We start from the raw sequence: 22,008 nt of genomic DNA, 5'->3' as shown, positions 1-22,008 counted from the left end.
AGGCTCTGCTAAACAGTCACCTTTTTCACGAAACAGGCCTTTAGAGCAATGGCCAGTCCCTCCATCTTGCAGGAGATTTCATGGTCACCATCCACCAGGCGGATAGGCTTGGACTTGGTTCCCACCTTCAGCACCTGGGAGGTGCCGCCCAGCTTGAGATCCTTGATCATGGCCACAATGTCCCCATCGGCCAGCACATGGCCATAGGCATCCTTCACAACACGGGCCGCATCAGGCACCTCGGCCTCGGATTCATGGGGCCATTCATGACCACAGGTGGCGCATTCAAAACGATCGTTGTGATCCAGAATCTCATCCATTTCACACATCGGGCAGGTAGGCTTGTTCATGAAGGTAACAAGGAGACGTTCAGTCATGAAATACAAGGTCTGACTTGGCGATAAAAAAGAAAGGCCTGTCATCCGCAGAAGACAGGCCTAACAAGAAAGTAGAAACGAAATCGGGCTAAAGCTTATTTGCGAGCTTCAGCCTGGGCCTTATCCATGACCGACTTCAGGGTCACCTCGGCTCCGCCCTGGCGCTTGCTTTCATCGGCAGCTTCCATGAACGCGTAGATTTCCAGAGTTTCCTCAGGAGTCACTGGAGCTTGGCCAGTGCGGAAGAAATGCACGGCGGCAAACAGCAGCGGGTCATATCCATCGTAGGCACCCACGGGGGATTCGCCTTTGTCGCCGATGGCCTTGCCACCGTAGCCTTTGCCCTCGGTAAATGTGCCGGTGCGACCGCCCGCCCAGGTACCTGTGACCATGATTTTGCCATCGGCGGTGGTGCCGCGTTTCACGGAGAGGCAGCCTGTGCCCATCGTGGTGAAGAGGCTCTCCACCCCATGGATGCCATACCAGAAAAGATCTGGATGCGTGGCCTCCAGCGAGGCTGGGCTGAAGGTCTCTGCCTGCTTCACGGTGCCGATGCTGCCCGCGCGGACGGCCTGGGTGTTTTTGCCAAACCGAAGCGATGAAGAGGAAAAGACTGGAACACTGGCCTTCTTGGCCTCATCAAAAATCTTGATGGCATCCACGAGGGTGCCAGCGATGGGCTTGTCAATAAAGACAGGCTTGCCCGCCTTCAGGCAGGGAAGCAACTGCTCAAGGTGAGGGCGGCCATCATTGGTCTCCAGAAATACGACATCCACCTTATCCAGCAAGACATCAATACTGGGTACGATTTCGACGCCCAGGGCCTTCACTTTCTCGGTGTACTCTGGCACACGCTTGACGCTGCCTTCGATGTCCTTGGATCCCTGCGGATACGCGGCGACCATGCGCACTCCCATGACTTCCGGCTTCTGCGGGTCGGTATTCAGGGTCTTGGTAAAGGACAGCACGTGAGAAGTATCCAGGCCGATGATGCCGGCGCGGATATTTTGAGCCGAAGCGGCAGTGGTGGCCATTACGGCCACGGCGAGAGTGAGAAGGGTGCGAATCATGGAAGCCAATCATTACGCGGCCAGTAGGTTGGACTTTCCTCGATAAGACGATTCGTGACATCCGCACAGGGATGCGTCACAATCGGCGAGGTTGCGCCTACCTTTGAAAGCAGGCTGATTGAATGTATCTCTGTCTTGCACGACGTAAAAAATGCCTGCGGCAGAACACACCGCTTCAAATAAAAGCCCCGCAGAACCTGCGTGAGAATAACCTCAAACGCTGCTCATGCGGGGCAAAGGCCACGCCGCCCGAAAAGGCGGCATGGAATCAAAGTTGGTTAGATCAATCCACCAGCGGGTGAAGGTTTTCCTTGCACCACTGGCCGTTCTGCTTGGTCACACCATCGGGATCTTCGACGGCGATGTGGGCCTCATCTTCACAGATGATCCAGCCCTCGTATTTGCGGGCGACAAGCCACTCGGTGATCTTATGGAAGTCGAGCTTACCAGTGCCCATCTGTGCCCATGGCTCAGGACCATCGCCAGAGTAGTCCTTGTAATGGATGTGGTTCACCAGGTGCTGGAATTTGTTCAGCGTGGCGATGACATCCATGCCGCCACGGATGATGTGGCCGACATCAGGTGTCCAGCCAGTGACCTTGGGGTCGAGGCTGCTCAGGACCACGTCGTAGTCTTCCTGGGTGCGAACCAGGGAGGGCGGCGGGCTGTTTGGATGGTAGGAGGCTCTGATGCCCAGGTCGGCAGCGCGCTTGGAGACGTTGTTCACGTTGCGGGCCACATTCAGGCGGCGGCGCTGAAGGTCGTTTTTGCGGCCGCTTGGCAGAGTGACGGTGCCCAGCATGGAACCGGGGAAATGTTTGAGGAGGTCGAGGGTGAAATCCGCCGCAGCCTTTTCAGCCGGGGTTTCCTCTTCCGCATCCCAGGCGCAGACGAGAGCCAGACCGGCCAGCTTCATATTGTGGGCCTGGAGAGCGTCCTTGAGACGGATCGGATCGCAGAAATCACCCAGCCAGTATTTGCCACAGCCCAGAGCGCTTTCAGAGATTTCGAGCACCATCGGTTCGATGCCCGTGAAGCCTGCCTCGGAGGCCACCTTGATCATGTGGTCCAGTTTGTTGTCGTAGCCCTTGCCGGTGCCCTGCATGAACCAGGTGTAAACCTGGGAGCCAAATTCGATTTTTGCCATAAGGTAGGGGTTGCTGTCGGTTGTTGGTTTGAATCGCTAAAAGACGCGCCTATTTCCAGCGCGGCGGTATTGGAAACGACGCGCCAGAGGATGTCCAGCAGCGAATTTCATCCGATACCCAAGCCATGCAGAAATTGCCGTCATGGGACCAGAGATAAGGCGAGCCCTCTTGAGACTCGCTCAATCGTGACTTAAGCATGGGCTTTCCCGCCCGCATGATCCGCAATCTCATTCTCGACTGGTCCGGCACGCTGGCCGATGACCTCGGTGCCGTCATCACCGCCACCAACCGTGTCATGACCCACTACGCGAAACCGACCCTGAGCCGGGAGGCGTTCCGGGAAATCTTTCGGCTGCCTTACACAGAGTTTTACCGCGACATCCTGCCGGATGTCCCCCTGGCAGACCTTCAGGCGCTGTACCTGAAACATTTTCCTGAAGACGACAGCCATGCGGTGCCGATGATCGAGCACGCGCCGGAGTTCCTACAATTTGCGGCGGATACCGGGCGGCGCATGTTTGTGTGCAGCAGCGCACCTCTGGAACATGTGCTGGCGCAGGCCCGGGTGAACGGGGTGGACCATTTCTTTGAGCACATGCACTGCGGAGTCATCGACAAGTGCGCACATGTCCATGATCTACTGGCGAAACATGGACTGGCACCTGAAGAAACAGCCTTCGTGGGGGACATGCGGCATGACATCCATGCCGGTAAAGCAGGCGGCCTGACCACCATCGCCACCGCCACAGGTTATGAATCGGTGCCCACGCTCATGCAGGCCGAGCCAGATATTTTGGTCAGGAACCTGTCGGCTTTGACACATCTGATGCGCTCGCTGACAGTGGGTGCATGAGTTCCCCTGCCCCCGCTGATGAAATCCTGATCCACGGGCTGGATCTGCCTGTGCAAATCGGTGTTCCAGAGGAAGAGCGTGCCGCCTGGCAGACCCTGCAGGCCGATATCACGCTGCGGGTAGCGACAAAGTTCGAGGACATGGGGGACAATCTGGAGCTGACCACGGACTACTCTGCCGTGGCTACCCGACTGCGTGCGCTGGCTGCGGCCCGGCCCCGGCAGCTCATTGAAACCCTGGCCGCCGAAATCGCAGCCTGTGCATTGAGCGAGTTTGGCGCAAAGTCTGTCACAGTGCAGCTTCGCAAACGTATCTTGCCTGGATGCGACCACGTCGCCGTCCGCCTGACCCGCCCCTGATTCACCCCCAACCAGAAGAAAAGCTTGTCTGAATCCCCGATGGATGGTTTGCTCAAGGAATCGCGCGACACGGATCGCACGGTCAGCGGAAACATGGAGACCTCGACGGATCAGACCCCAGCCAGCAGCAGCGCAGCCGAAGATCGGGCGCTGGTGGAACGCGCCCAGGCCGGGGACACCCGTGCCTTTGACGAACTTGTCCGCAAATACACTCCAAAGCTTTACGGCCTAGTGTACAACATGACCTCCAACCGGGAGGACACCGCCGACCTCTTGCAGGAGATCTTTGCCAAGGCCTACCGCTCACTGAAGCGGTTCATGGGCAAATCCTCCTTTTACACCTGGATCTATTCGATCTCGGTGAACATGACCCTCAATTTCCTGAAGAAACGGGGGCGGCATGCCAAAATCAGCCTGGATGACGTGGACAACGGCATCCAAAACGACCCCGAATTCATTAAAATTACCACCGCGAACCGGGACACCGTGCGGGAGGTAAACATTCATGAGCTTCAAAAAAGATTGAACACCGCCATGATGAAGCTGTCTGAAGACCACCGAACCGTAGTGACTCTCTACGATGTCCAGGGCCTCCAGCACAACGAGATCAGCAAGATTCTCGGAGTGTCAGAAGGCACTGTGAGATCCAGGCTTTTCTACGCTCATCGGCTTCTCCAGACATATCTCGAAGATTTTGTAAGGTGACACAGTTCCTGCTAACAATACGCTCCTGATACAACTCCGACGCAATACCATGAACGAATTCGAAAACATCCAAAGGCTGCTTCGTCTGAAACAGTATGAGACTCCTGGTGATGATTTTGTGGAAGACTTTGTGACCCAGTTCCGCGAACGGCAGCGTTCGGAACTGCTGCGCCAGTCTGCCCGGGGTCTTCTCTGGGAGCGCGTGAACACCTTTTTTAGCGACGTCATCTCGCCAAAATGGGCCACCGCCACGGCAACGGCCGCCTTTGCCATCGTGGCAGCCTGGGGTACCCTAGGTGTCATCGGTTCCACCTCCCAACAAGGGGCTCAATTCGCCCTCGCTGCGGAAGGTTCCATGCCTGTGGTGCTACAAAATAAGCCCTCCTTTGCAGTGGACAGCGAGCTGATTAAAGAGGCCCTTCCGCAGGATCAAACCTTGGAGATCGAAGGCATCCTGCTGAGCCGCCACTTTGAAGGCGAGGAACTCGCGGCCTCCTCTGGAAATCTGTCTCCGATTTCCACTGAGTTGCTGCCCATTAGCGACTTCGGCCGCTGATACGAAAATTGTCCGATTCAGGACTCTCACTCACTGATGGGGAATGCGTATGAAATGCATTCCCCATTTTTGTGTTTACCCTTTCCCTGGGAAAGCCAATGGGTAATTCCGAGACGCAGCTCATTATGTTAGGCGTGGTCACACCACATGCATCCAGCTTTCACCGGCGCAGCATTTTCAAATCCGATGAGCGAGACAAACGTCCCCTATCCTGAAGCAGGGCAGGATAAAACAGACCAAGAAGCCTGAGCTCGGCGGAGGATTCCCGCAGGAATGCGCCGGCTGCGCACGTTCTGTGCTGTGCCTACTGCCATGCGCTGCCGAACTCTCCTTCTGATCGCCGCCGGTTGCTCGCTGTTGCTTCCCTCAAGGGCGCAGGAGCTGGATATCGACCGGCTGTTTGAGGATCGCAATCTGGCACCCGTGGCACAGATGCTGGCCAAAGGGGAATACGAGCTCTGCGGGCGCATCTGCGAGGCGGCCATCCAGCGCGGTATGAAGGCCACGGAGTGGCGGCTGATACGCGTGCAGGCGCTGATGCATCAGGGCCAGGAGGAAACCGCCCGAGATGAGGTGCAACTGGCCATCAAGACCTTCCCTGAGAACCTGGAGCTGCTGATGCTGCAGCATGAAAACGCCCAGCGGCTGGGCAGGCAGGACATCGCCGACCAAGCGCTGGCCGCCGTGAATGCCGCCGCCAAGGCCAGGCAGCCCAAGGACCGAAGTGCACAAGATTGGGTGTCGCTAGGACAGGCAGCCTTGGCGCTCGGAGCCGATGCCCAAAAGGTGATCGAGCAATATTTTAAGGTAGCACAGAAGAAAGATCCCAAGCTGGAAAACGCCTACTTGGCAGAGGGCCATCTGGCCCTGACCAAGGAGGATGATGCGCGCGCCGCCGATGTCTTTCGTGCCGGGCTGAAGGCTCATGGGGAGACGGCCCGGCTGCGTGCCGGGCTGGCGCAGGCCTTTGCCAGCAGCGACCGGGAAAAACAGATGGAAAATATCACCCGCGCACTGGAGCTGAATCCGGTGCTGGCTGAGCCGCACCTCATGCAGGCGGAGATGCTGATTGGTGCCGAGAAATTCATGGAGGCCGAGGCAGCGATCCAGAAAGTCCTGGATGTGCAGGAAAACTGCCCCGAAGCCTGGGCCCTGCGGGCTACAGTGGCACACCTCAGTGCAGCGGGCGAGGCCAAGGTCAAGGCAGCGCGTGAGCAGGGGCTGGAACGCTGGGCGCGAAATCCGCAGGTGGATCACATTCTGGGCCGGGTGATTTCACGGGCTTACCGCTTTGCCGAAGGGCAGGCACACCAGCGCCAGGCCCTGGCGTTTGAGCCTGGCTTTTTGCCCGCAAAGGTGCAGCTCTGTCATGACCTGCTGCGCCTGGGAGAGGAAGAAGAGGCGTGGAAACTGGCTGCCGAGATCCGCGAACAGGACGGCTACAACATCCAGGCCCACAACATTGGCCTCCTTGAAAAGGAGATGAACGGCTACGTGACGAAGAGCTATGATGACTTCATTTTGAAGATGCCCAAGCGCGACTGGCCCATCTATGGTGAGCGCGCGCTGGCCTTGCTGCGGGAGGCCAAGTCCGTGCTCTGCCCCAAGTATGGACTGGAATTGAAGCGACCGGTGATGGTGGAGTTTTTTGGTGCCCAGCAGGACTTTGCCATCCGCACCTTTGGCAGCCTGGGCGGACAGGGCCTGCTGGGCGTGTGCTTTGGCACCGTCATCACCATGAACAGCCCTGGAAGCCTGGCCCATGGGCGGAACAACTGGGAATCCACTCTCTGGCATGAGTTCTGCCACGTCGTCACGCTCACCCTGACGCGGAACAAAATGCCCCGCTGGCTGAGCGAAGGCATCAGCGTGCATGAGGAGAGCCTGCAAAACCCGGCCTGGGGCATGAAGATGAATGCGCAGTTTCGCCAGATGATCCTGGAAGACGAGGCCATCACCCCGGTGGGGCAGCTCACCAGCGCGTTCCTGAACGCCAAGGATGAGGACCACCTGATGTTTGCCTACTTCCAATCCAGCCAGGTGGTGGCCTGGCTGCTGGAACGTTTTGGCCCAGAATCGCTTCAGCGCATTCTCAGTGATCTGGCTACCGGCAAGCGAATCAATGAGGCCCTCGCCGCCCATACGGCAGACATCGGGAAACTGGAAAAGGAGTTTGAAGCCCACCTGAAAGAGCAGGCCCTGAAGCAGTTTGGAGCCCTGGCCGATTGGGAGAAACCCGGTCCCGAAGAACTCAATCCGCTGGACCGCGACTCCCTGGCGACCTACCGGGCCAAACATCCCTCCAACTTGCCAGCCACACGCCAGTATGCCGAGCTGATGATGCAGGAGGAAAAGTGGGAGGAGGCCCTCAAAACGGCCGAACAGCTCATTCTCCTGGTGCCAGAAGACACGGGCTCTGAAAGTGGCTACCAGATCAAGGCCACAGCCCTGCGGAAGCTGGAACGAAAAGAAGAGGAACTGCAGGTGCTGCGCCACATCGCCACCCATGAGAGTAGCGCCCTGCCTGTGTTCCTGCGTTTGATTGAGGAGGATCGCAACCGCAAGGACTGGGCCTCCCTGCAAACACTGGCGCGACAGGCCCTAGCGCTCAATCCATTCCTCCGCACACCGCAGCAAGCCCTTGCTGAAGCAGCCGAAGCCCAGGGGCAGACGGAAGAAGCCATGGCAGCCTACCGCCGCGTGCTGCTGCTAGATCCGGCAGGTGCCGCACAGACGCATTACCGTCTGGCCAAACTGCTGATCACTCAAGACAGGGCACTTGCCAAAAAACATCTTTTGGACGCCCTGCTGCTGGCCCCCCGCTTCCGCGAAGGGCATGAGATGCTGCGCAACTGGACGCCGTAACAAAGCCTACCCATTCACATAGTCCTTCATCGCCCCAAGGATGACGGTGACAGAAAGGGCCCCAGCATCAGGGAAACCCAGGCAGCCTTCGCCGAGGGTTTTGGCGCGGCCAAATTTGGCGATCATGCTTTTGCTGGCTTCCAGACCTGCCAGGGAGGCGTCATGGACCGCGCTCAAGGCTTCGGCCAAGGGTTGATCTGTCACCTGTGCTGCTTTTTCAGCGGCTGGCTGCATGGCATCCACTACGGTCTTGTCACCCACCGCAGCACCACCGCGCTGTTTCACTCCCTCCACACCTGCCTGTAAAAAGGCGGCGAGGGCGGCTGCATCGAAAGTTTCGAGACCATTGAGAGCCTTTCCACCATTGCGGAAAAATGTCCCAAAAATCGCACCAGAGGCACCGCCCATGCTGCTCATCATGGCCATGCCAACGGAGGAAAATGCTTTTTCGACGGACTCCACCTCACCGGACTGAAGCTTCTCGGTAGCGGCTTTCATGCCACGCTCCATGCCCAGCCCATGGTCCCCATCGCCCAGGTTTCGATCCGCTTCTGAAAGTTCTGGCTCAGCCGCGATGATGCGCTCGCAGGCAAGCAGGAGCATGGATTTGACTTCTTCTTTGGAAAGGCTGTTTTTTGGCATGACAGAGCAGTTTTAGAGATCCTTCGGCAAAGTTCAAAGCTCAAAGTGAGGCCGATGATGAGCTGACATAGGTTGAAACCGGAATATGCGAAAATAAAGGGGGCGAAACTTTGACAGGCGAGAGTTGGCTCCATAGCTTTGGGCGATGTTAGGAAGGTCTCCACCGTGGCAGCAGCCAAGATGAAAGAGACCTGCCCTTAACCAAGGCCCCTGACCTATGACTGCGATCCTGGATGCTCAAGACCTGCCCCACATCGTCATCCGCGCCTGCATGCAGGTGCATGCGACGCTGGGGACTGGACTGACGAGGGATGCTTATGAAGAGTGCCTCGCCGTAGAACTGAGGAGTCTTGAGCTCCCGTTTGAACGGCGTAAGCCCCTGAACTTTGTGTATCGCGGGCAGCAGATCCTGGCGGCCACATGCCTGGATTTTGTGATCGACCAGAGCCTGCTGGTACGGGTGCTGGCCAGTGATGAGATGACCGACATGGATCGTCGTAGCATGGAAACATGGCTTAAACTCAGCGGCTTAAAGACAGGACTGATCGTGAATTTTCAAGTGCCTGTTCTAAGGAAAGGGATTCAGCGCATTGCCCTGAAAAGACGAGAAAAAGACGACTGAGTGGTTCTCAAAATTGATTCCGATCAGAACCCCGATTATGCCCCATGGCCAGGGAGCCAAGGTTAAAACCACCGATCCCCCCTGGAAATCAACGTACTGGGGCAGAGCAATCGGACGATTGCACCGCACCCATGCCAAAGAAGGAAAAAGGCAGCGACAGGGCCAATGGAAACGTATCTGTATTCCAACCACCTGAGTATTTCCCAGGGAGGTTTTGAATAAGAAAGCTGACTGTCAAGACGACGGCCTAGGAAATGCTTTTCGCAGGGACTTCGTGCGCATTTAGAAAAAAGAATTGCACCTAGCCCAATATCAGCTTTCCTAAGGGTGCTAATTGAAATTTAAAAACGCAGATATTTCTTACTGAAAAAGTGAGCATCAACCCCCAGCAAAACTATATTCTTCGAGATCCTCAGGATCGGTCGGAGAGTGTATCTTCGGCGGGAAAAGCAGTCTCAGTCGAAGCGGAAGAGCTGGAGCTTCTAAAGAGGATCGAACGCCGCCAGGGGCGGGGAACCCGATCCCCTTTGCAGGATGAGCCAAATGTTGAACCGCTGTTTAACGCGTGGATCGATGGCATCGAAGAACGTGTGGCCTACATCTATGACTTCGACAGTCAGAAACTGATCGAGAATGGAGACAGGCTGGCGGGCATTTATGGATATGCCCCTGAAGAAATCCAGGCTTTGCCGGAGGGGTGGGATTCACTGGTCCATCCCGATGATCTGGATAGGGTGCGCATAGGCCGGGAATCCCTGGCGAGTGGTCAGACAGAGACTGTCACTGTGCAAATGCGGGTGGCCTGCAAGGATGGACGCTGGGAGTGGATCCAGCATGACTGGCGGGCCTTGCGAAGAAATCCCCAGGGTACGATGACGAGGGCGATCGGGCTGGTGCAGGTAATCACCCCCCTGGCCCTCTCTACCCAGGCACTGAGAAATGAAGCCTCCCTCAATGCCTTATGTCGCACGCTGGTGGAGGAGTGGGTGGACGGAATCTTTCTGGTGGATGAGAAGTGGCGCATCCTCTTCGCCAACCAGGGAGCGCTGGACACCCTGGGCTACACGCAGGCTGAGCTGCATGGGCGACCCATCAAGCACGTGGTGCAAATGGATCTAGGGAAAAAGACGGAGCCCACCCTTCCCAAGACCTGTCAGAAAGTCACCATCCGAGGTTCCCACCTGCAAAAGGACGGTGGCAAACACAAGGTGGAAGTGGTCTTGCGCCGACTACCAGGAGAAAGGGTGCTAGTCACCACGCGCGACATTCGCGAACAACTGGCCGCCGAAGAATTTACCCGCAGGCAGGCGGCCTATTATCGGGGCCTCTTTGAAAACAACCCCTCAGGCGTGGCCGTTTTTGACACAACGCTCCAGATCACCAAGGTCAACTCCGCCCTCCGTCACATGCTGGGGTACACGGACAAGCAACTCACCCAGATGCGTATTCCGGACCTGCTGGACGGACAGAATCGGCCGGAAGAGGACTTTTGGAAGCAGGTGGTGGAAGCGAATGTAAAACCACGAAGGGAAATCGAGATCACCCTGAAGCGCCGTGAAGGCAAATACCTGTATGCGCATGCGGCCGTGACCTTCCTGCCAGACACGGCCCATGAAAGCGGCCAGGGAATCATCATTTTCACCGACATCAGCGCACGCCGCCAAGCCGAGCAGGAACTGAAACGGCAGTCGCAGCTCAATGACACGCTGGTGCGGGAATCGGCGGCAATGATCGGGCTGGTGGATCTGGAAGGCCGGATCCTCAAAGTGAATCCGGCCGTGGAAAAAATATCCGGCTATTCTGCCAAGGAACTGGCGGGCAAGACCATCTGGGAAAGTGGGCTGGTGGATGCCGAAGAGATGCCCAGGGCGAAAGAGCGCCTGAAAAAACTCATTGAAGGTGCGCCGCGTGTCACCGCGATCTCTAGGGCACGGACGAAGGCGGGAGATCTGCGGATCATCCAGGTGCACAACACGGCCACGCGCAATGCGGACCAGCAAATCGAAGGATTCATCATCACCGCGATCGACATCACGGAGCAGCAGCGCCTGCAGCATCATTTGATGGAGGCCATTGAGCAGGAGCAGGCCCGTATCGGCCATGATCTTCATGACGGGGTGGGGCAGTTACTGACGGGCATCGGGGCACTGGTCGAAATGTTGCAGTTGCGACTGGAAGGCAGCGAAGAATCTGAGGCGGCACGCATCCGTGAACTGGTGCGCCAGGCCATCCAGCAAGTGCGGCAGCTTTCCCGCAATATGTCCCCCACAGCGATTCAGCACCGGGATCTGGCCGCTTCCCTCGAACTGCTGGCAGACACGGTGCGGACCAGCTTCCGCCGTGAATGCACCTTTACGGCGGATCTGGAGATGAAGGTCACAGACTCCGCCCTCAGCAGCCACCTCTTCCGCATTGCCCAGGAATCCATCAACAACGCCATCCGGCATGGCAACCCCACGCACATCGCCATCAGCCTGCGCCAAGCTGACGCTGGCCATGCCGAGATGGAGATCTTCAACGATGGCCGCTCCTTTGACTGCCGACCTGGCTTTGAAGGGATCGGGCTGCGAGTGATGCACTACCGCGCCACGCTGATCCATGCCGACTTTTCCGTGAACTGCCCGCCCGAAGGGGGCGTCAGAATCACCTGCAAATTTCCCCTGCCACCCGGTGAGGGACCACCCCAAGCGACGACAAAACCAAACCACAAGCCAAAATACAAACCGTGAAATATAAAATCTACATCCTCGATGATCATCCGATCGTGATCGAAGGTCTGAAGAAAATCCTGGAGAACCAGGAAGATCTTCAGATTGTTGGCAGTTCCGAAGACGCCAATACCGCCCTCCTGCAGATCCCTAAACTCAAGCCTGATGTGATCATTCTGGACATCACGCTGAAGGACCGCAGCGGTGTGGATCTGGTGAAAAAGCTCAAGCAGAGCCACCCAGAAATTCATGTCCTGGTGTACTCCATGCATGACGAAAACGTGTATGCCGAACGCTGCCTCCGTGCCGGCGCGATGGGCTACATCATGAAGGGTGAAAGCGCTGTCCGTGTGCTCCAGGCCGTGCGCCAGGTGCTCGGTGGTGGCTTCTTCTTCAGTGCCAACCTTTTGGGCAGCATCGTCTCCGGTGGCGGTCCTCGCTCAGGCTCCCGCGGCGAACCAGGACGCATGCTCAGCGACCGTCAGCTCGAAGTCTTCGAGATGGTCGGCCGTGGTTTCGACTCCCACGAAATCGCCGAAAAACTGCAGCTCAGCGCCAAGACGGTGGACGCCCACAAGGCCAACATCCGCCAGAAGCTGGGTCTTGCCTCAGCCCGCGAACTGCTCATGGAAGCTGTCCGCTGGGTGGAGAAATAGGATCTCAACCTCACATCCCCTCATCAACCGCCTGGAGTCTTGGGGTGCTCCTGGCGGTTTTTTGTTGTCTAGAATGAGGCTTGGTCGGCCTTTAATCTTCTTGAGGCTCAACATGGTTTTTTCTTGCCGTAAAGCCCTGCCGCTGGCTTAAAGCAGGCATGAAATCCCTGTTCCCGACTTTGCTGGTGTTAAGCCTCGCCCTTTGGACCGCTTTTGGAGCTTCTGGCGCGAAGCTAAAAATCCTCATCGTGGACGGGCAGAATAACCACAAGTGGGACATCACCACCCCCGTACTGAAGGATGCCCTGGAAAGCAGCGGTGCCTTCGAAGTGACCGTCTCCACCACCCCGCCCAAAGGTGCTACCCCGGAAGCATGGGCTGGCTGGAAACCTGATTTTGCGGGTTACTCAGCCGTGGTTAGCAACTACAACGGCGAGCCCTGGCCGGAGGCGGTGCGGACTGCCTTTGATACCTATGTCAAAGGCGGCGGTGGCTTTGTCTCCGTGCACGCGGCCAACAATTCGTTCCCCGAATGGAAAGAGTATAACCAAATGATTGGAGTCGGTGGCTGGGGTGGCCGTGATGAAATTTCAGGACCCTGGATCTACGTCAAAAACGGCAAGCTGTTTCGCGACACCAGCGTCGGCAAAGGCGGTGCCCATGGCCCGCAGCATGAATTCATCGTCGAGGTGCAAAATGCGGAGCACCCTATCACACGGGGTCTGCCCAAACGCTGGCTGCACGCCCAAGACGAACTTTACAGTCGCCTGCGCGGCCCCGCAGAAAACATCCAGATCCTGGCCAGCGCCAAGTCTGACCTCACAGCCGAACAGGAGCCCAACCTCATGGTGCTCAGCTATGGCCAGGGCCGCGTGTTTCATACCACGCTGGGCCATGCAGACTACTCCATGCTGTGCCGTGGATTTTACGAAACCTTCCAACGAGGCACCGAATGGGTGGCTACAGGAGACGTAAAGGCCACCGCCGATGTGCCTGCAGATTTTCCGACCGAGAGCCAATTGAGCCTGGTCAAACTGGAAGGTTATCCCAAACAGCCGCGCCCAGCGCCGAAGAAGTAAGCCGGACGTCTCAATTGAGCTGACTCTCCCCTGCCCTTTTGTGTGGCCGCTTACGGCAAGCCAAAGCGTCAAGCTCACAGGAGTCATACGATTTAGCGTGATGGATGGGTGAAATCGCAGCCGTTCGGGCGTCGCGCTGCGACGCGATGAGTGAAGGCGGTACGCGGGCCAAAACCGCGCCTTGAAAGGCGCGGCTCAGATACGGACGCCGCTCGGCATATTGGGATGCGTCTCAGGCCGAGGAGTCCTGAAGCTTGGTTCAGCCAATCCGTGTGGCTAAATCGTGTCAGTGCAAGCAACCCCCTTCACACTCGCAAAAAAGCCGGGGTGCCCCGCACGGTGTCCCTGAGTGCCCAATAAAAAACCCTTGGATACCAAAGGCATCCAAGGGTTTTAAAAGAATCGAACTTAGAGGGTCTTGCGCTTGCGTTTGAGCTGAAGCTGGGCGGCGCTGCGCTGGATCATGGCCATGACGGCGGCCACTTCTTCCTGCTGTTCGCCATGCTTCAGGCTTTCCAAGGAGTGCTTGGCGCGCTCCATGGCTTCTTCGACGGCCTTTTCATCAATCTCATCGCTGCTGAGGGCCATGTCCGTCAGCACGCGGGTGGTGGAGCCAGTCACTTCGACCAGACCTTCGCCCACTGCGAGTTCCGTGGTTTTGCCACCCTTCGTATAACGAAGTTCACCCACTTGAAGGGTCGTCACCAAAGGGGCGTGAGCAGGGAGGACGCCCATTTCACCTTCAAAGCCCGGGAGCACAACAGTGTCCACTTCATCCGAGAAGATGCGGGCTTCGGGGGTAACGATTTCGAGTTTGAGAGGCATGAGAGGGATCTGAAAGTCAAAGAATCAAACGGTCAAACCAGTCAAGATGGTATCAGTCGCAACTGTTGACCATCTCGACCCTTGACCATGCGGGCTTACGCCTTCGGCACGGTGTCGATGCCACCCTTCATATAGAAGTTGGCTTCTGGCACATCGTCGTGCTTGCCATCAAGGATTTCAGCGAAACCGCGGACGGTGTCCTTAACGGAAACGTATTCTCCCTTGGTGCCAGTGAAGATTTCGGCCACGTGGAAAGGCTGGCTGAGGAAGCGCTGAAGCTTACGGGCGCGGAACACGATCAGCTTGTCTTCATCGGACAGTTCGTCCATGCCGAGAATGGCGATGATGTCCTGAAGGTCTTTGTAGCGCTGAAGCACACGCTGGACGCCACGGGCAACACGGTAGTGTTCTTCACCGACGATGTCCGGAGCCAGGGCCTTGGACACAGAGGAAAGAGGATCCACAGCCGGGTAGATGCCGAGTTCAGCCAGGGAGCGCTCAAGCACCACGGTGGAGTCAAGGTGGGCGAAAGTGTTGGCAGGAGCCGGGTCAGTCAAGTCATCCGCAGGAACGTAAACGGCCTGGAAGGAGGTGATGGAACCGCTCTTGGTGGAGGTGATTCGCTCCTGCATGGCGCCCATTTCGGCGGCCAGCGTTGGCTGGTAACCCACAGCGGAAGGAGTACGACCCAGAAGGGCGGACACTTCGGAACCAGCCTGGGAGAAACGGAAAACGTTGTCCACGAAGAGAAGCACGTCCTGGTTCTTCTCGTCACGGAAGTATTCGGCCATGGAGAGGGCGGAAAGAGCAACGCGGAGACGAGCGCCTGGAGGCTCATTCATCTGGCCGTAAACGAGGGCCACTTTGGAGCCTGGCTCGCTGATGTAACCGCCCTGGGAGTTGCGAACGATGTCGTGACCGTTCTTCTTAACCTTGATAACGTCGGACTCGATCATTTCATGGTAAAGGTCGTTACCTTCACGTGTACGCTCACCCACACCAGCGAACACGGAATAACCACCGTGGCCTTTGGCGATGTTGTTGATGAGCTCCATGATCACCACGGTCTTACCCACACCAGCACCACCGAAGGCACCGACTTTACCACCCTTGGTGAAAGGGCAAATCAGGTCGATCACCTTGATACCAGTCTCAAGGATCTGAGCCGATGGGTTCTGGTCCACCAGGGCAGGAGCCGGGCGGTGAATCGGGTAACGCTTGGCGGTGACAGGGGCTGCCTGGTCATCAATGGCGTCTCCAGTAACGTTGAAGATACGGCCCAGAACTTCTTCACCGACAGGGACAGTGATAGGGGTGCCAACGTCGAGCGCATCAAGACCGCGCTTCAGGCCTTCCGTGGAAGACATGGCCACGGAACGGACCCAGCCATCGCCAAGGTGGCTCTGCACTTCGCAGACCAGACGGGAGGTTTTGCCGCCGAGATCGAATTTGATCTCCAAGGCGTTGTAGATCTCAGGCAGCTTTCCTGTGGCGGAGAAATCCACGTCCACCACGGGACCGATGACTTGAACGATTTTGCCGATGTTGCTCATATTGGAAGGGGTCAGAAAGAATCAGAGGGTCGAGAATGCAAAAGAGGCTATTCAAGAGCCATTTTGGCGGTGGTGATTTCGAGGAGTTCGTTGGTGATCGCGGCCTGGCGCAGCTTGTTGTATTCGAGGCTGAGATCTTTGAGCATCTGCTTGGCGTTGTCGGTGGCGTTTTTCATAGCCACCATTCGGCTGCTGTGCTCAGAAGCGCGGGCTTCGAGGACCATCTGGAAGATAGTGCCATTGACATACTGGGGCAGGACCATTTGGAAAACGGTGGCCGCATCGGGCTCAAAGGTGTAATCCGGGATGTCCGTAGGATTCGCTTCCTTGGAGGTTTCATCAAAGTTACGCTTACCGCCCAGCGTCACAGGATTGACCGGGAGAACTTGCTCAATCGAAGGCACCTGAGTGACGACGTTGATGAAGTTGTTGAAAGCGACGAGCACACGTTTGTATTCGCCAGATAGGAACTTGTCCTGGATGAATTTGGAAACGGTGCGGGCTTCGACAAACTTCGCCGGGTCTTTGATGGGGAAGTCGGCGATCAAGGTCTTGCGGAGACGGCCAAGACCCTGGGAGGCTTTACGACCGATGGTAACGTATTCCACTTCACCTTCGATCGGGGTGTTGATTAGCTTCTTGAGCAAGTTAGTGTTCAAGGCACCGCAAAGTCCCTTATCGGTCGCAATGACCAGAACCAAAGTCTTGTTCCCGGCCCCTTCACTGAAGAATGGATGCACACCTTCGGCGGCACTTTCCTTCAGACTGACGAGGATTTTGTTCATCAGCTCCGCGTAGGGACGACCATTAGCGGCCTGATCCTGCGCTTTTTTCATCTTCGCAGCCGCGACGAGCTGCATGGCCTTGGTGATCTGGGCCGTGTTTTTGACCGATTTAATTCGGCGGCGAATGTCGCGGGTGGAGGGCATGGGAGCGGAGAGCTAGAAAAACGTAGGGCAGCGAACCAGGAGAATTACTTCCAGGCAGTCTTGAAGTCTTCGAGGGCGGTCTTGATGTCGGCTTCGACATTGTCGAGGGCCTTTTCATTGGCGAGCTTTTCAACCAGCTCAGACTTGCGCTCGGTGAGATAGGTTTCCAGTTTGGCCTGGAATTCCTTGACGCGATCCACAGGCACACTGTCGAAGTAGCCTTTCTGCATGGCGTAAAGGCTGATGACCATGATCGGCAGGCTCTTCGGCTGATACTGCTGCTGCTTGAAGAGCTCCACGATGCGGGCACCGCGATCGAGCTTGGCCTTGGTGGCGGCGTCGAGATCGGAACCGAACTGGGCGAAAGCAGCCAGTTCGCGGAACTGGGCGAGATCGAGCTTTGTCGTACCGGAAACCTTCTTGATGGCCTTCGTCTGGGCTGCGGAACCCACACGGGACACGGAGAGACCCACCGAGATGGCTGGGCGGATGCCCTGATAGAAGAGATCGGTTTCGAGGAAGATCTGACCGTCCGTGATGGAGATCACGTTGGTCGGGATGTAGGCAGACACGTCACCAGCCTGCGTCTCAATGATCGGAAGAGCGGTAAGGGAACCACCACCGTAGTTTTCATTCACGCGAGCGGAACGCTCAAGCAACCGCGAATGGAGATAGAACACGTCACCCGGATAGGCTTCACGGCCGGAAGGACGCTTCAGCACGAGGGAAACCTGACGATAAGCCACAGCTTGCTTGGAAAGGTCATCAAAGACGATGAGGGCATCCTGGCCCTGGTCCATGAACCACTCACCGATGGAGCAGCCTGTGTATGGGGCGAGATACTGGTTAACAGCGCTGTCAGAAGCCGAAGCATTGACGATGACGGTGTATTCCATGGCACCGGCGTCTTCCAGAGTCTTGACGACGCGAGCGACGTTGGACTGCTTCTGGCCGATGGCGACATAGATGCAATAAAGAGGCTTGTGACCAGCCAGCTTGCCCTGCTCGGCAGCTTTGTTCTGCTGGGCCTGGGAAATGATGGTGTCCACCGCGATGGTGGTTTTGCCGGTGGAGCGGTCACCGATGATCAGCTCACGCTGGCCACGGCCGATTGGGATCATGGCGTCGATGGACATGATGCCGGTCTGCACAGGAACGGACACGGACTTACGCGTAATGATGCCAGGAGCCAGTTTTTCGACAGGATACTGAGCGTCAGCCTTGATCGGGCCTTTGCCGTCGAGAGGCTCACCGAGGGTGCTGACCACACGACCGAGAAGCGCACGGCCGACAGGAACGGAAAGGAGGCGGCCCGTGGTGCGGACTTCGTCGCCTGCTTTGATGCCTTCGGAAGAACCGAGAAGCACGCAACCGACTTCAGTTTCTTCAAGGTTAAGAGCCAAGCCGAACTGACCGCCTGGGAACTCGATCATTTCATTGAGCATGACATCGCTCAAACCTTCGATCTTGGCTGCGCCGTCACCGATCTCGCGGACCACGCCGACATTGGATTTGGTGACCGCCGTCTTAAGTCCGGCGATTTGGGATTCGATCTCCTGGAGGATGTTGCTCATGATAACTGCTGGTTTTGAAAGGGAAAATGAAGGCTGCTGCCGAACGGTAACGATTATGAAAGAGAGGCTTTAAGGGCTTCGAGACGGGCTTTGACGGAACCGTCCCAGACATCGCTGCCAACCTTGACACGGACACCGCCAAGAAGCTCGGGCTTGATGTGAAACTCCAGAGCCAGTTCACGACCGTACTTCTGGGTGAGGCTGGCTTTCAAACCAGCCTGGATGTCATTTGTCAGGAAAGTAGCGCTCTCGACAACGGCGCGCTGGCTTTCGACTTCATTGCGCACCAGGGCAGCAAAGGAATCGAGCATGCCGTGATAACCACGGGGCTTACTGGTGATGATCTTGTTCACCACGAGACGAACGCGGGATTCATCCAGCTTGCCATTCACCAGGCAGACGCGGAAGAGCTGGCGAGAGGTGCGGCGGACTTCCTTGCTGATTTTCATAGTCGTGGTGGCGAGGAAAAGGGATTACAGGCTGACCTGGGCGGAGGTTTCCTGATTGATGCGGGCCTGATCGTCGGTGTTGAGGACCTTGCCAGTCACGCGGGAAGTAGCGTCAGAAACCATGCGGCCGAATTCGCTTTTAAGCTGGGCCATGAGCTGTTCGTGCTCAAGCTTGGCGGCTTCGCGGGCCTTGGCCAGGATCTGGCCAGCTTCCTGAATGGCTTCCTGCTGACGCTTCTCTGCGAGGGATTTGGCACTGTCACCAGCTTCCTTCACGAGGCGGTTGGCGTCATCATTGGCCTTATCAACAATGGCCTGGGCATTCTTTTCAGCCTCTGCGAGGTCACGGGCAATTTTATCCAGTTTGGATTCGCCATCGGCAATGCGCTGGCGGCGCTGCTCAAGCATGGCCAGGATGGGGCCAAAAGCCTTGGTCTTCAGCACATAAAACACGACAAGGAAAATCAGGACCTGCGCGATCAACTTTGGCAATTCAAGGCCAAATTGATCAGCGATGTCGGAGGCAGCAGCAAGGAGGGTCGTGGTCATGACAAGATCAAGTAAGTGAGCGGGGAGAAAGCGGTGGTCGACTGGCGACCACCGCCTTCTGGGAGGATTAACGGCCCTGGAACGCGATGATCAGAGCGTAAATGGCGACGGCTTCTGCCAGCGCCATGCCGATGATTGCCAGAGTCTGGATGCTGCCAGCAGCACCTGGGTTGCGGCCGACAGCTTCCACTGCCTTGCCACCGATCAGACCGATGCCGATAGCGGCACCAGCACCAGCGAGACCCAGGGTAAGGGAACCGGAGATACCAGCGGCGGCTGCAGGAGCAGCGGCGGCGGCTTCAGCCGCGAGGGTCATAACTTCCATCATCATAGTGTATTAGTCTTTCTGTATTTGGTTGTTCTGGCCACCGCCCACGCTCAGAGGCATGGTCCCGGAGGTCAAAGGCTTCAATGGTGATCGTGCCCGTGCTCTTCATCATGATGCTCGTCATGAGTGGTGGAGAGCTGGATGTAAACGGCGCAAAGGAGAGTGAAAACGCTGGCCTGCAGAAGACCCACCAGCAGCTCCATGAAGTAAAAAGGAATCGGAGCGATGGTCGCGACAATGAACTTACCGATGCTGCCAAGGCCGAACATGTCACCCAGAGTCATCATCGTGTGAAGAAGAGTTTCACCTGCGTAAATGTTCCCGAAGAGACGCAGGGAAAGCGAACCCGGGCGGAACATGATGGAGACGATTTCGATTGCTCCCACCAGAAGGAACACCAACGCAATGAAAACGCCCATCAAGCCTTTGGCACCACCTTTAGGACCGAAGGTATGTTTGATGAAGCCCCAAACACCTAGCTCGCGGATCGTCAGGTAAAACCAAATCAACATGAAGCAAAGAGCCATGCCCAAGGTCATGTTAAGGTCTGCCGTTGCCGGGCGGAGAAGCGGAGCACTGACGTGGTCAAGGCTAAGCATCCCGTGCCCATGCCCCCAACCAATGGTGCCAACACCTGGAAGCAGACCAAAGTAGTTGGCCACCAGGATGAAGATAAAAAGAGTCGCCAGAAGAGGGAAAGCGCGAGGTGCCTGCTTGGGCCCCACAATAGCCTCCACCTGATTGTAAACAGCCTCGATGATGGACTCAAAAAAGTTCTGCCACGGATGCGGGATGAGCGTCATCTTGGAGGTCGCTTTGTTGGATACCCAGATGATGATTCCAGTGACAAGAGCCGCCACGAAGCAAGAGTTGGTGACAAAGGCCCAGAAACTCTCCTTGCCGTCCCCACCAAGCAAAGACACGGCCTTGCGGCTCACTTCAGCGAGCACGATGGCGGATGAGGGAAAGGTAAAACTTACGTCCATAGCAAATAGCGGGCCGAGTCGGCAGAGTGTGTTTTAGCAGTGGGGAGAAGAGAGGCAAGACTTATTTGTGAAAAATTTCACAAAGTCGTCCGTGCCCTTATTTTACAGGTGTCCGACGACTTTTCGGCTTTCCGAATTAAATCAGAAAAAAGGCCTCACCAAGCCGTCCAGCCGCCATCCACAGGCAGATCAATTCCCGTGATAAAGCTGGCCGCATCACTGAGCAAAAAGCTTACTGCCCCTGCGATCTCCACGGGCGCTCCCACCCTGCCTAAAGGCACTTTTTGCGACAGCCTCTCGATAAAATCAGGCTGCGAAGCCTGAATACTGGGGTTTGGGAAAGGTCCGGGTGAGATCGTGTTACAGCGGACTCCCCGGCTGCCGTAGTGCACGGCCATGTAGCGGGCCATCTGGCGCATGCCGGCCTTGTTCACTCCATACTCAATGGGGTTGGTATTCATGGGGGCCTCGTAGATTCGGGGATCGGGTGCCACACCACCATACATGCTGGAAAACAGGACCACACTCCCCTGCCCGGCTGCGGCCATGAGATCTGCCACAGCCCGTGTGAGGACAAAAGTGCTGGTGAGATTGCCGTGGTTCACTTCATCGAAGTCTGCGGCCGTGAGCTCCGCCATCCGCTTGGGAGTGGAAGCATAGGTCAGATTGACCAATCCATGCGGCACGCCATGGCTGCGCTGATGGTTTTGCACGAAGGGCAACAGAGCATCGGTATCGTGGGCATCCAGATCCACCGGGGTGATGTCTCCGGCAAAGCTGGCTTTTTCGAGAAAGGCCGCGCTGCGCCCCGGCAGGTCTGCACATAAAACACTGGCCCCCATTTCAGCCAGGGTGAGCACCGTGGACTGGCCTAACCATCCCGCCCCGCCAATGACCCAGATGCGCTGGCCTGTGAGATCAAAGGGTGAAGGGAGGCGGTTCATAGCGGAAATAACGTGTGGGCTGAGACAACTTTGCGAACGGAAGCAGGATTTGGCCCTCATCCTGGGTCGGCCCGCCTCATGAGACCAGAAAGATGCCCTGAAGACATATTGAGACCCGCCGGCCAGGGCTAAGCTGACAAACAACCCCTTTGTCTGGCCCTTTATTCGATGAATTCCCACAGCACCACCAGGGCCTGCCCAAGGGTCACCGTTCCCTCGCTCAGGCTCTTC

General features: G+C 56.9%; 22 protein-coding genes. 9 read left to right on the top strand and 13 right to left on the bottom strand.

All coding sequences use genetic code 11. The features are described 5' to 3' along the window. Nucleotides 1-8: 8 nt before the first annotated feature. The 3 genes from ABEB25_RS10590 to ABEB25_RS10580 form a co-directional block, all read right to left on the bottom strand. On the bottom strand, nucleotides 9-350 hold the full coding sequence (locus tag ABEB25_RS10590) for a zinc ribbon domain-containing protein YjdM (RefSeq protein WP_345736715.1): 342 nt from the start codon (nucleotides 348-350) through the stop codon (nucleotides 9-11). A gap of 122 nt (nucleotides 351-472) precedes the next feature. Then, entirely contained in the window at nucleotides 473-1,447 is a 975-nt protein-coding gene (locus tag ABEB25_RS10585; protein ID WP_345736376.1) for a Gfo/Idh/MocA family protein, read from the bottom strand. 283 nt (nucleotides 1,448-1,730) lie between these two features. Continuing rightward, nucleotides 1,731-2,594, bottom strand: coding sequence for a sugar phosphate isomerase/epimerase family protein (locus ABEB25_RS10580; RefSeq protein WP_345736375.1), 864 nt, complete (start codon nucleotides 2,592-2,594; stop codon nucleotides 1,731-1,733). A 197-nt stretch (nucleotides 2,595-2,791) separates the two neighbouring features. Between ABEB25_RS10580 and ABEB25_RS10575 the strand changes: the two genes are divergently transcribed. From ABEB25_RS10575 to ABEB25_RS10555, 5 genes are all read left to right on the top strand, one after another. Then, nucleotides 2,792-3,448 carry an HAD family hydrolase gene (locus ABEB25_RS10575; protein WP_345736374.1) on the top strand — a complete coding sequence of 219 codons (657 nt, stop codon included), beginning with the start codon at nucleotides 2,792-2,794 and terminating at the stop codon, nucleotides 3,446-3,448. Next, entirely contained in the window at nucleotides 3,445-3,807 is a 363-nt protein-coding gene (locus ABEB25_RS10570) for a dihydroneopterin aldolase (protein WP_345736373.1), read from the top strand. The genes ABEB25_RS10575 and ABEB25_RS10570 overlap by 4 nt, the downstream gene beginning before the upstream one ends. A gap of 24 nt (nucleotides 3,808-3,831) precedes the next feature. Beyond that, complete coding sequence (locus tag ABEB25_RS10565; protein ID WP_345736372.1) at nucleotides 3,832-4,512, top strand: sigma-70 family RNA polymerase sigma factor; 681 nt, start codon at nucleotides 3,832-3,834, stop codon at nucleotides 4,510-4,512. A 49-nt stretch (nucleotides 4,513-4,561) separates the two neighbouring features. Further along, nucleotides 4,562-5,068: a hypothetical protein gene (locus ABEB25_RS10560; protein ID WP_345736371.1), complete on the top strand. Its 507-nt coding sequence runs from the start codon at nucleotides 4,562-4,564 to the stop codon at nucleotides 5,066-5,068. A gap of 312 nt (nucleotides 5,069-5,380) precedes the next feature. Then, on the top strand, nucleotides 5,381-7,933 hold the full coding sequence (locus ABEB25_RS10555; protein WP_345736370.1) for a peptidase MA family metallohydrolase: 2,553 nt from the start codon (nucleotides 5,381-5,383) through the stop codon (nucleotides 7,931-7,933). Between the two features lie 6 nt (nucleotides 7,934-7,939). Here the strand turns inward: ABEB25_RS10555 and dhaL are convergent, their stop codons facing one another. Further along, entirely contained in the window at nucleotides 7,940-8,575 is a 636-nt protein-coding gene (gene dhaL, locus ABEB25_RS10550) for a dihydroxyacetone kinase subunit DhaL (RefSeq protein ID WP_345736369.1), read from the bottom strand. Nucleotides 8,576-8,792: 217 nt separating this feature from the next. On the opposite strand from dhaL, the gene ABEB25_RS10545 reads away from it, so the two are divergent. The 4 genes from ABEB25_RS10545 (at nucleotide 8,793) to ABEB25_RS10530 (ending at nucleotide 13,640) form a co-directional block, all read left to right on the top strand. Beyond that, nucleotides 8,793-9,197 (top strand): GxxExxY protein, encoded by a 405-nt coding sequence (locus tag ABEB25_RS10545; RefSeq protein WP_345736368.1) that lies wholly within the window; start codon nucleotides 8,793-8,795, stop codon nucleotides 9,195-9,197. A gap of 527 nt (nucleotides 9,198-9,724) precedes the next feature. Further along, nucleotides 9,725-11,926 carry a PAS domain-containing sensor histidine kinase gene (locus ABEB25_RS10540; protein ID WP_345736367.1) on the top strand — a complete coding sequence of 734 codons (2,202 nt, stop codon included), beginning with the start codon at nucleotides 9,725-9,727 and terminating at the stop codon, nucleotides 11,924-11,926. Further along, the gene (locus ABEB25_RS10535; RefSeq protein WP_345736366.1) at nucleotides 11,923-12,561 is read left to right on the top strand and encodes a response regulator transcription factor; all 639 of its coding nucleotides are present in this window, start codon (nucleotides 11,923-11,925) and stop codon (nucleotides 12,559-12,561) included. Before ABEB25_RS10540 ends, ABEB25_RS10535 begins: the two co-directional genes overlap by 4 nt. Nucleotides 12,562-12,719: 158 nt before the next feature. Beyond that, nucleotides 12,720-13,640, top strand: a complete 921-nt coding sequence (locus ABEB25_RS10530) for a ThuA domain-containing protein (protein ID WP_345736365.1) — start codon at nucleotides 12,720-12,722, stop codon at nucleotides 13,638-13,640. Between the two features lie 408 nt (nucleotides 13,641-14,048). Here the strand turns inward: ABEB25_RS10530 and atpC are convergent, their stop codons facing one another. The 9 genes from atpC to ABEB25_RS10485 form a co-directional block, all read right to left on the bottom strand. Then, a complete protein-coding gene (gene atpC / locus ABEB25_RS10525) occupies nucleotides 14,049-14,465 on the bottom strand; it encodes an ATP synthase F1 subunit epsilon (protein ID WP_345736364.1) in 417 nt (138 codons plus the stop codon). Nucleotides 14,466-14,560: 95 nt separating this feature from the next. Next, nucleotides 14,561-16,018 (bottom strand): F0F1 ATP synthase subunit beta, encoded by a 1,458-nt coding sequence (gene atpD, locus ABEB25_RS10520; protein ID WP_345736363.1) that lies wholly within the window; start codon nucleotides 16,016-16,018, stop codon nucleotides 14,561-14,563. Between the two features lie 47 nt (nucleotides 16,019-16,065). Then, nucleotides 16,066-16,947, bottom strand: a complete 882-nt coding sequence (gene atpG, locus ABEB25_RS10515; RefSeq protein ID WP_345736362.1) for an ATP synthase F1 subunit gamma — start codon at nucleotides 16,945-16,947, stop codon at nucleotides 16,066-16,068. Nucleotides 16,948-16,991: 44 nt separating this feature from the next. Continuing rightward, nucleotides 16,992-18,521, bottom strand: coding sequence for a F0F1 ATP synthase subunit alpha (gene atpA, locus ABEB25_RS10510; RefSeq protein ID WP_345736361.1), 1,530 nt, complete (start codon nucleotides 18,519-18,521; stop codon nucleotides 16,992-16,994). Nucleotides 18,522-18,574: 53 nt separating this feature from the next. Further along, nucleotides 18,575-18,970 carry a F0F1 ATP synthase subunit delta gene (locus tag ABEB25_RS10505; protein ID WP_345736360.1) on the bottom strand — a complete coding sequence of 132 codons (396 nt, stop codon included), beginning with the start codon at nucleotides 18,968-18,970 and terminating at the stop codon, nucleotides 18,575-18,577. 24 nt (nucleotides 18,971-18,994) lie between these two features. Then, the gene (locus ABEB25_RS10500) at nucleotides 18,995-19,519 is read right to left on the bottom strand and encodes a F0F1 ATP synthase subunit B (RefSeq protein WP_345736359.1); all 525 of its coding nucleotides are present in this window, start codon (nucleotides 19,517-19,519) and stop codon (nucleotides 18,995-18,997) included. Nucleotides 19,520-19,586: 67 nt separating this feature from the next. After that, on the bottom strand, nucleotides 19,587-19,850 hold the full coding sequence (atpE, locus tag ABEB25_RS10495) for an ATP synthase F0 subunit C (protein WP_184211165.1): 264 nt from the start codon (nucleotides 19,848-19,850) through the stop codon (nucleotides 19,587-19,589). Nucleotides 19,851-19,927: 77 nt separating this feature from the next. Beyond that, nucleotides 19,928-20,833, bottom strand: coding sequence for a F0F1 ATP synthase subunit A (atpB, locus tag ABEB25_RS10490; protein ID WP_345736358.1), 906 nt, complete (start codon nucleotides 20,831-20,833; stop codon nucleotides 19,928-19,930). A gap of 155 nt (nucleotides 20,834-20,988) precedes the next feature. Next, complete coding sequence (locus ABEB25_RS10485; protein WP_345736357.1) at nucleotides 20,989-21,777, bottom strand: SDR family oxidoreductase; 789 nt, start codon at nucleotides 21,775-21,777, stop codon at nucleotides 20,989-20,991. Between the last annotated feature and the right edge of the window lie 231 nt (nucleotides 21,778-22,008).

This window comes from Prosthecobacter algae, from assembly GCF_039542385.1.
In the GTDB taxonomy this organism is placed as follows: domain Bacteria; phylum Verrucomicrobiota; class Verrucomicrobiia; order Verrucomicrobiales; family Verrucomicrobiaceae; genus Prosthecobacter; species Prosthecobacter algae.
This window is presented reverse-complemented; position numbering and strand designations above follow the sequence as displayed.

Bases quoted from the DNA above. Each gene is read 5' to 3' on its own strand.
- ABEB25_RS10590 (WP_345736715.1), bottom strand. From the start codon at position 350: ATGAACAAGCCTACCTGCCCGATGTGTGAAATGGATGAGATTCTGGAT.
- ABEB25_RS10585 (WP_345736376.1), bottom strand. From the start codon at position 1,447: ATGATTCGCACCCTTCTCACTCTCGCCGTGGCCGTAATGGCCACCACT.
- ABEB25_RS10580 (WP_345736375.1), bottom strand. From the start codon at position 2,594: ATGGCAAAAATCGAATTTGGCTCCCAGGTTTACACCTGGTTCATGCAG.
- ABEB25_RS10575 (WP_345736374.1), top strand. From the start codon at position 2,792: ATGGGCTTTCCCGCCCGCATGATCCGCAATCTCATTCTCGACTGGTCC.
- ABEB25_RS10570 (WP_345736373.1), top strand. From the start codon at position 3,445: ATGAGTTCCCCTGCCCCCGCTGATGAAATCCTGATCCACGGGCTGGAT.
- ABEB25_RS10560 (WP_345736371.1), top strand. From the start codon at position 4,562: ATGAACGAATTCGAAAACATCCAAAGGCTGCTTCGTCTGAAACAGTAT.
- ABEB25_RS10555 (WP_345736370.1), top strand. From the start codon at position 5,381: ATGCGCTGCCGAACTCTCCTTCTGATCGCCGCCGGTTGCTCGCTGTTG.
- dhaL (WP_345736369.1), bottom strand. From the start codon at position 8,575: ATGCCAAAAAACAGCCTTTCCAAAGAAGAAGTCAAATCCATGCTCCTG.
- ABEB25_RS10545 (WP_345736368.1), top strand. From the start codon at position 8,793: ATGACTGCGATCCTGGATGCTCAAGACCTGCCCCACATCGTCATCCGC.
- ABEB25_RS10530 (WP_345736365.1), top strand. From the start codon at position 12,720: ATGAAATCCCTGTTCCCGACTTTGCTGGTGTTAAGCCTCGCCCTTTGG.
- atpC (WP_345736364.1), bottom strand. From the start codon at position 14,465: ATGCCTCTCAAACTCGAAATCGTTACCCCCGAAGCCCGCATCTTCTCG.
- atpD (WP_345736363.1), bottom strand. From the start codon at position 16,018: ATGAGCAACATCGGCAAAATCGTTCAAGTCATCGGTCCCGTGGTGGAC.
- atpG (WP_345736362.1), bottom strand. From the start codon at position 16,947: ATGCCCTCCACCCGCGACATTCGCCGCCGAATTAAATCGGTCAAAAAC.
- atpA (WP_345736361.1), bottom strand. From the start codon at position 18,521: ATGAGCAACATCCTCCAGGAGATCGAATCCCAAATCGCCGGACTTAAG.
- ABEB25_RS10505 (WP_345736360.1), bottom strand. From the start codon at position 18,970: ATGAAAATCAGCAAGGAAGTCCGCCGCACCTCTCGCCAGCTCTTCCGC.
- ABEB25_RS10500 (WP_345736359.1), bottom strand. From the start codon at position 19,519: ATGACCACGACCCTCCTTGCTGCTGCCTCCGACATCGCTGATCAATTT.
- atpE (WP_184211165.1), bottom strand. From the start codon at position 19,850: ATGATGATGGAAGTTATGACCCTCGCGGCTGAAGCCGCCGCCGCTGCT.
- atpB (WP_345736358.1), bottom strand. From the start codon at position 20,833: ATGGACGTAAGTTTTACCTTTCCCTCATCCGCCATCGTGCTCGCTGAA.
- ABEB25_RS10485 (WP_345736357.1), bottom strand. From the start codon at position 21,777: ATGAACCGCCTCCCTTCACCCTTTGATCTCACAGGCCAGCGCATCTGG.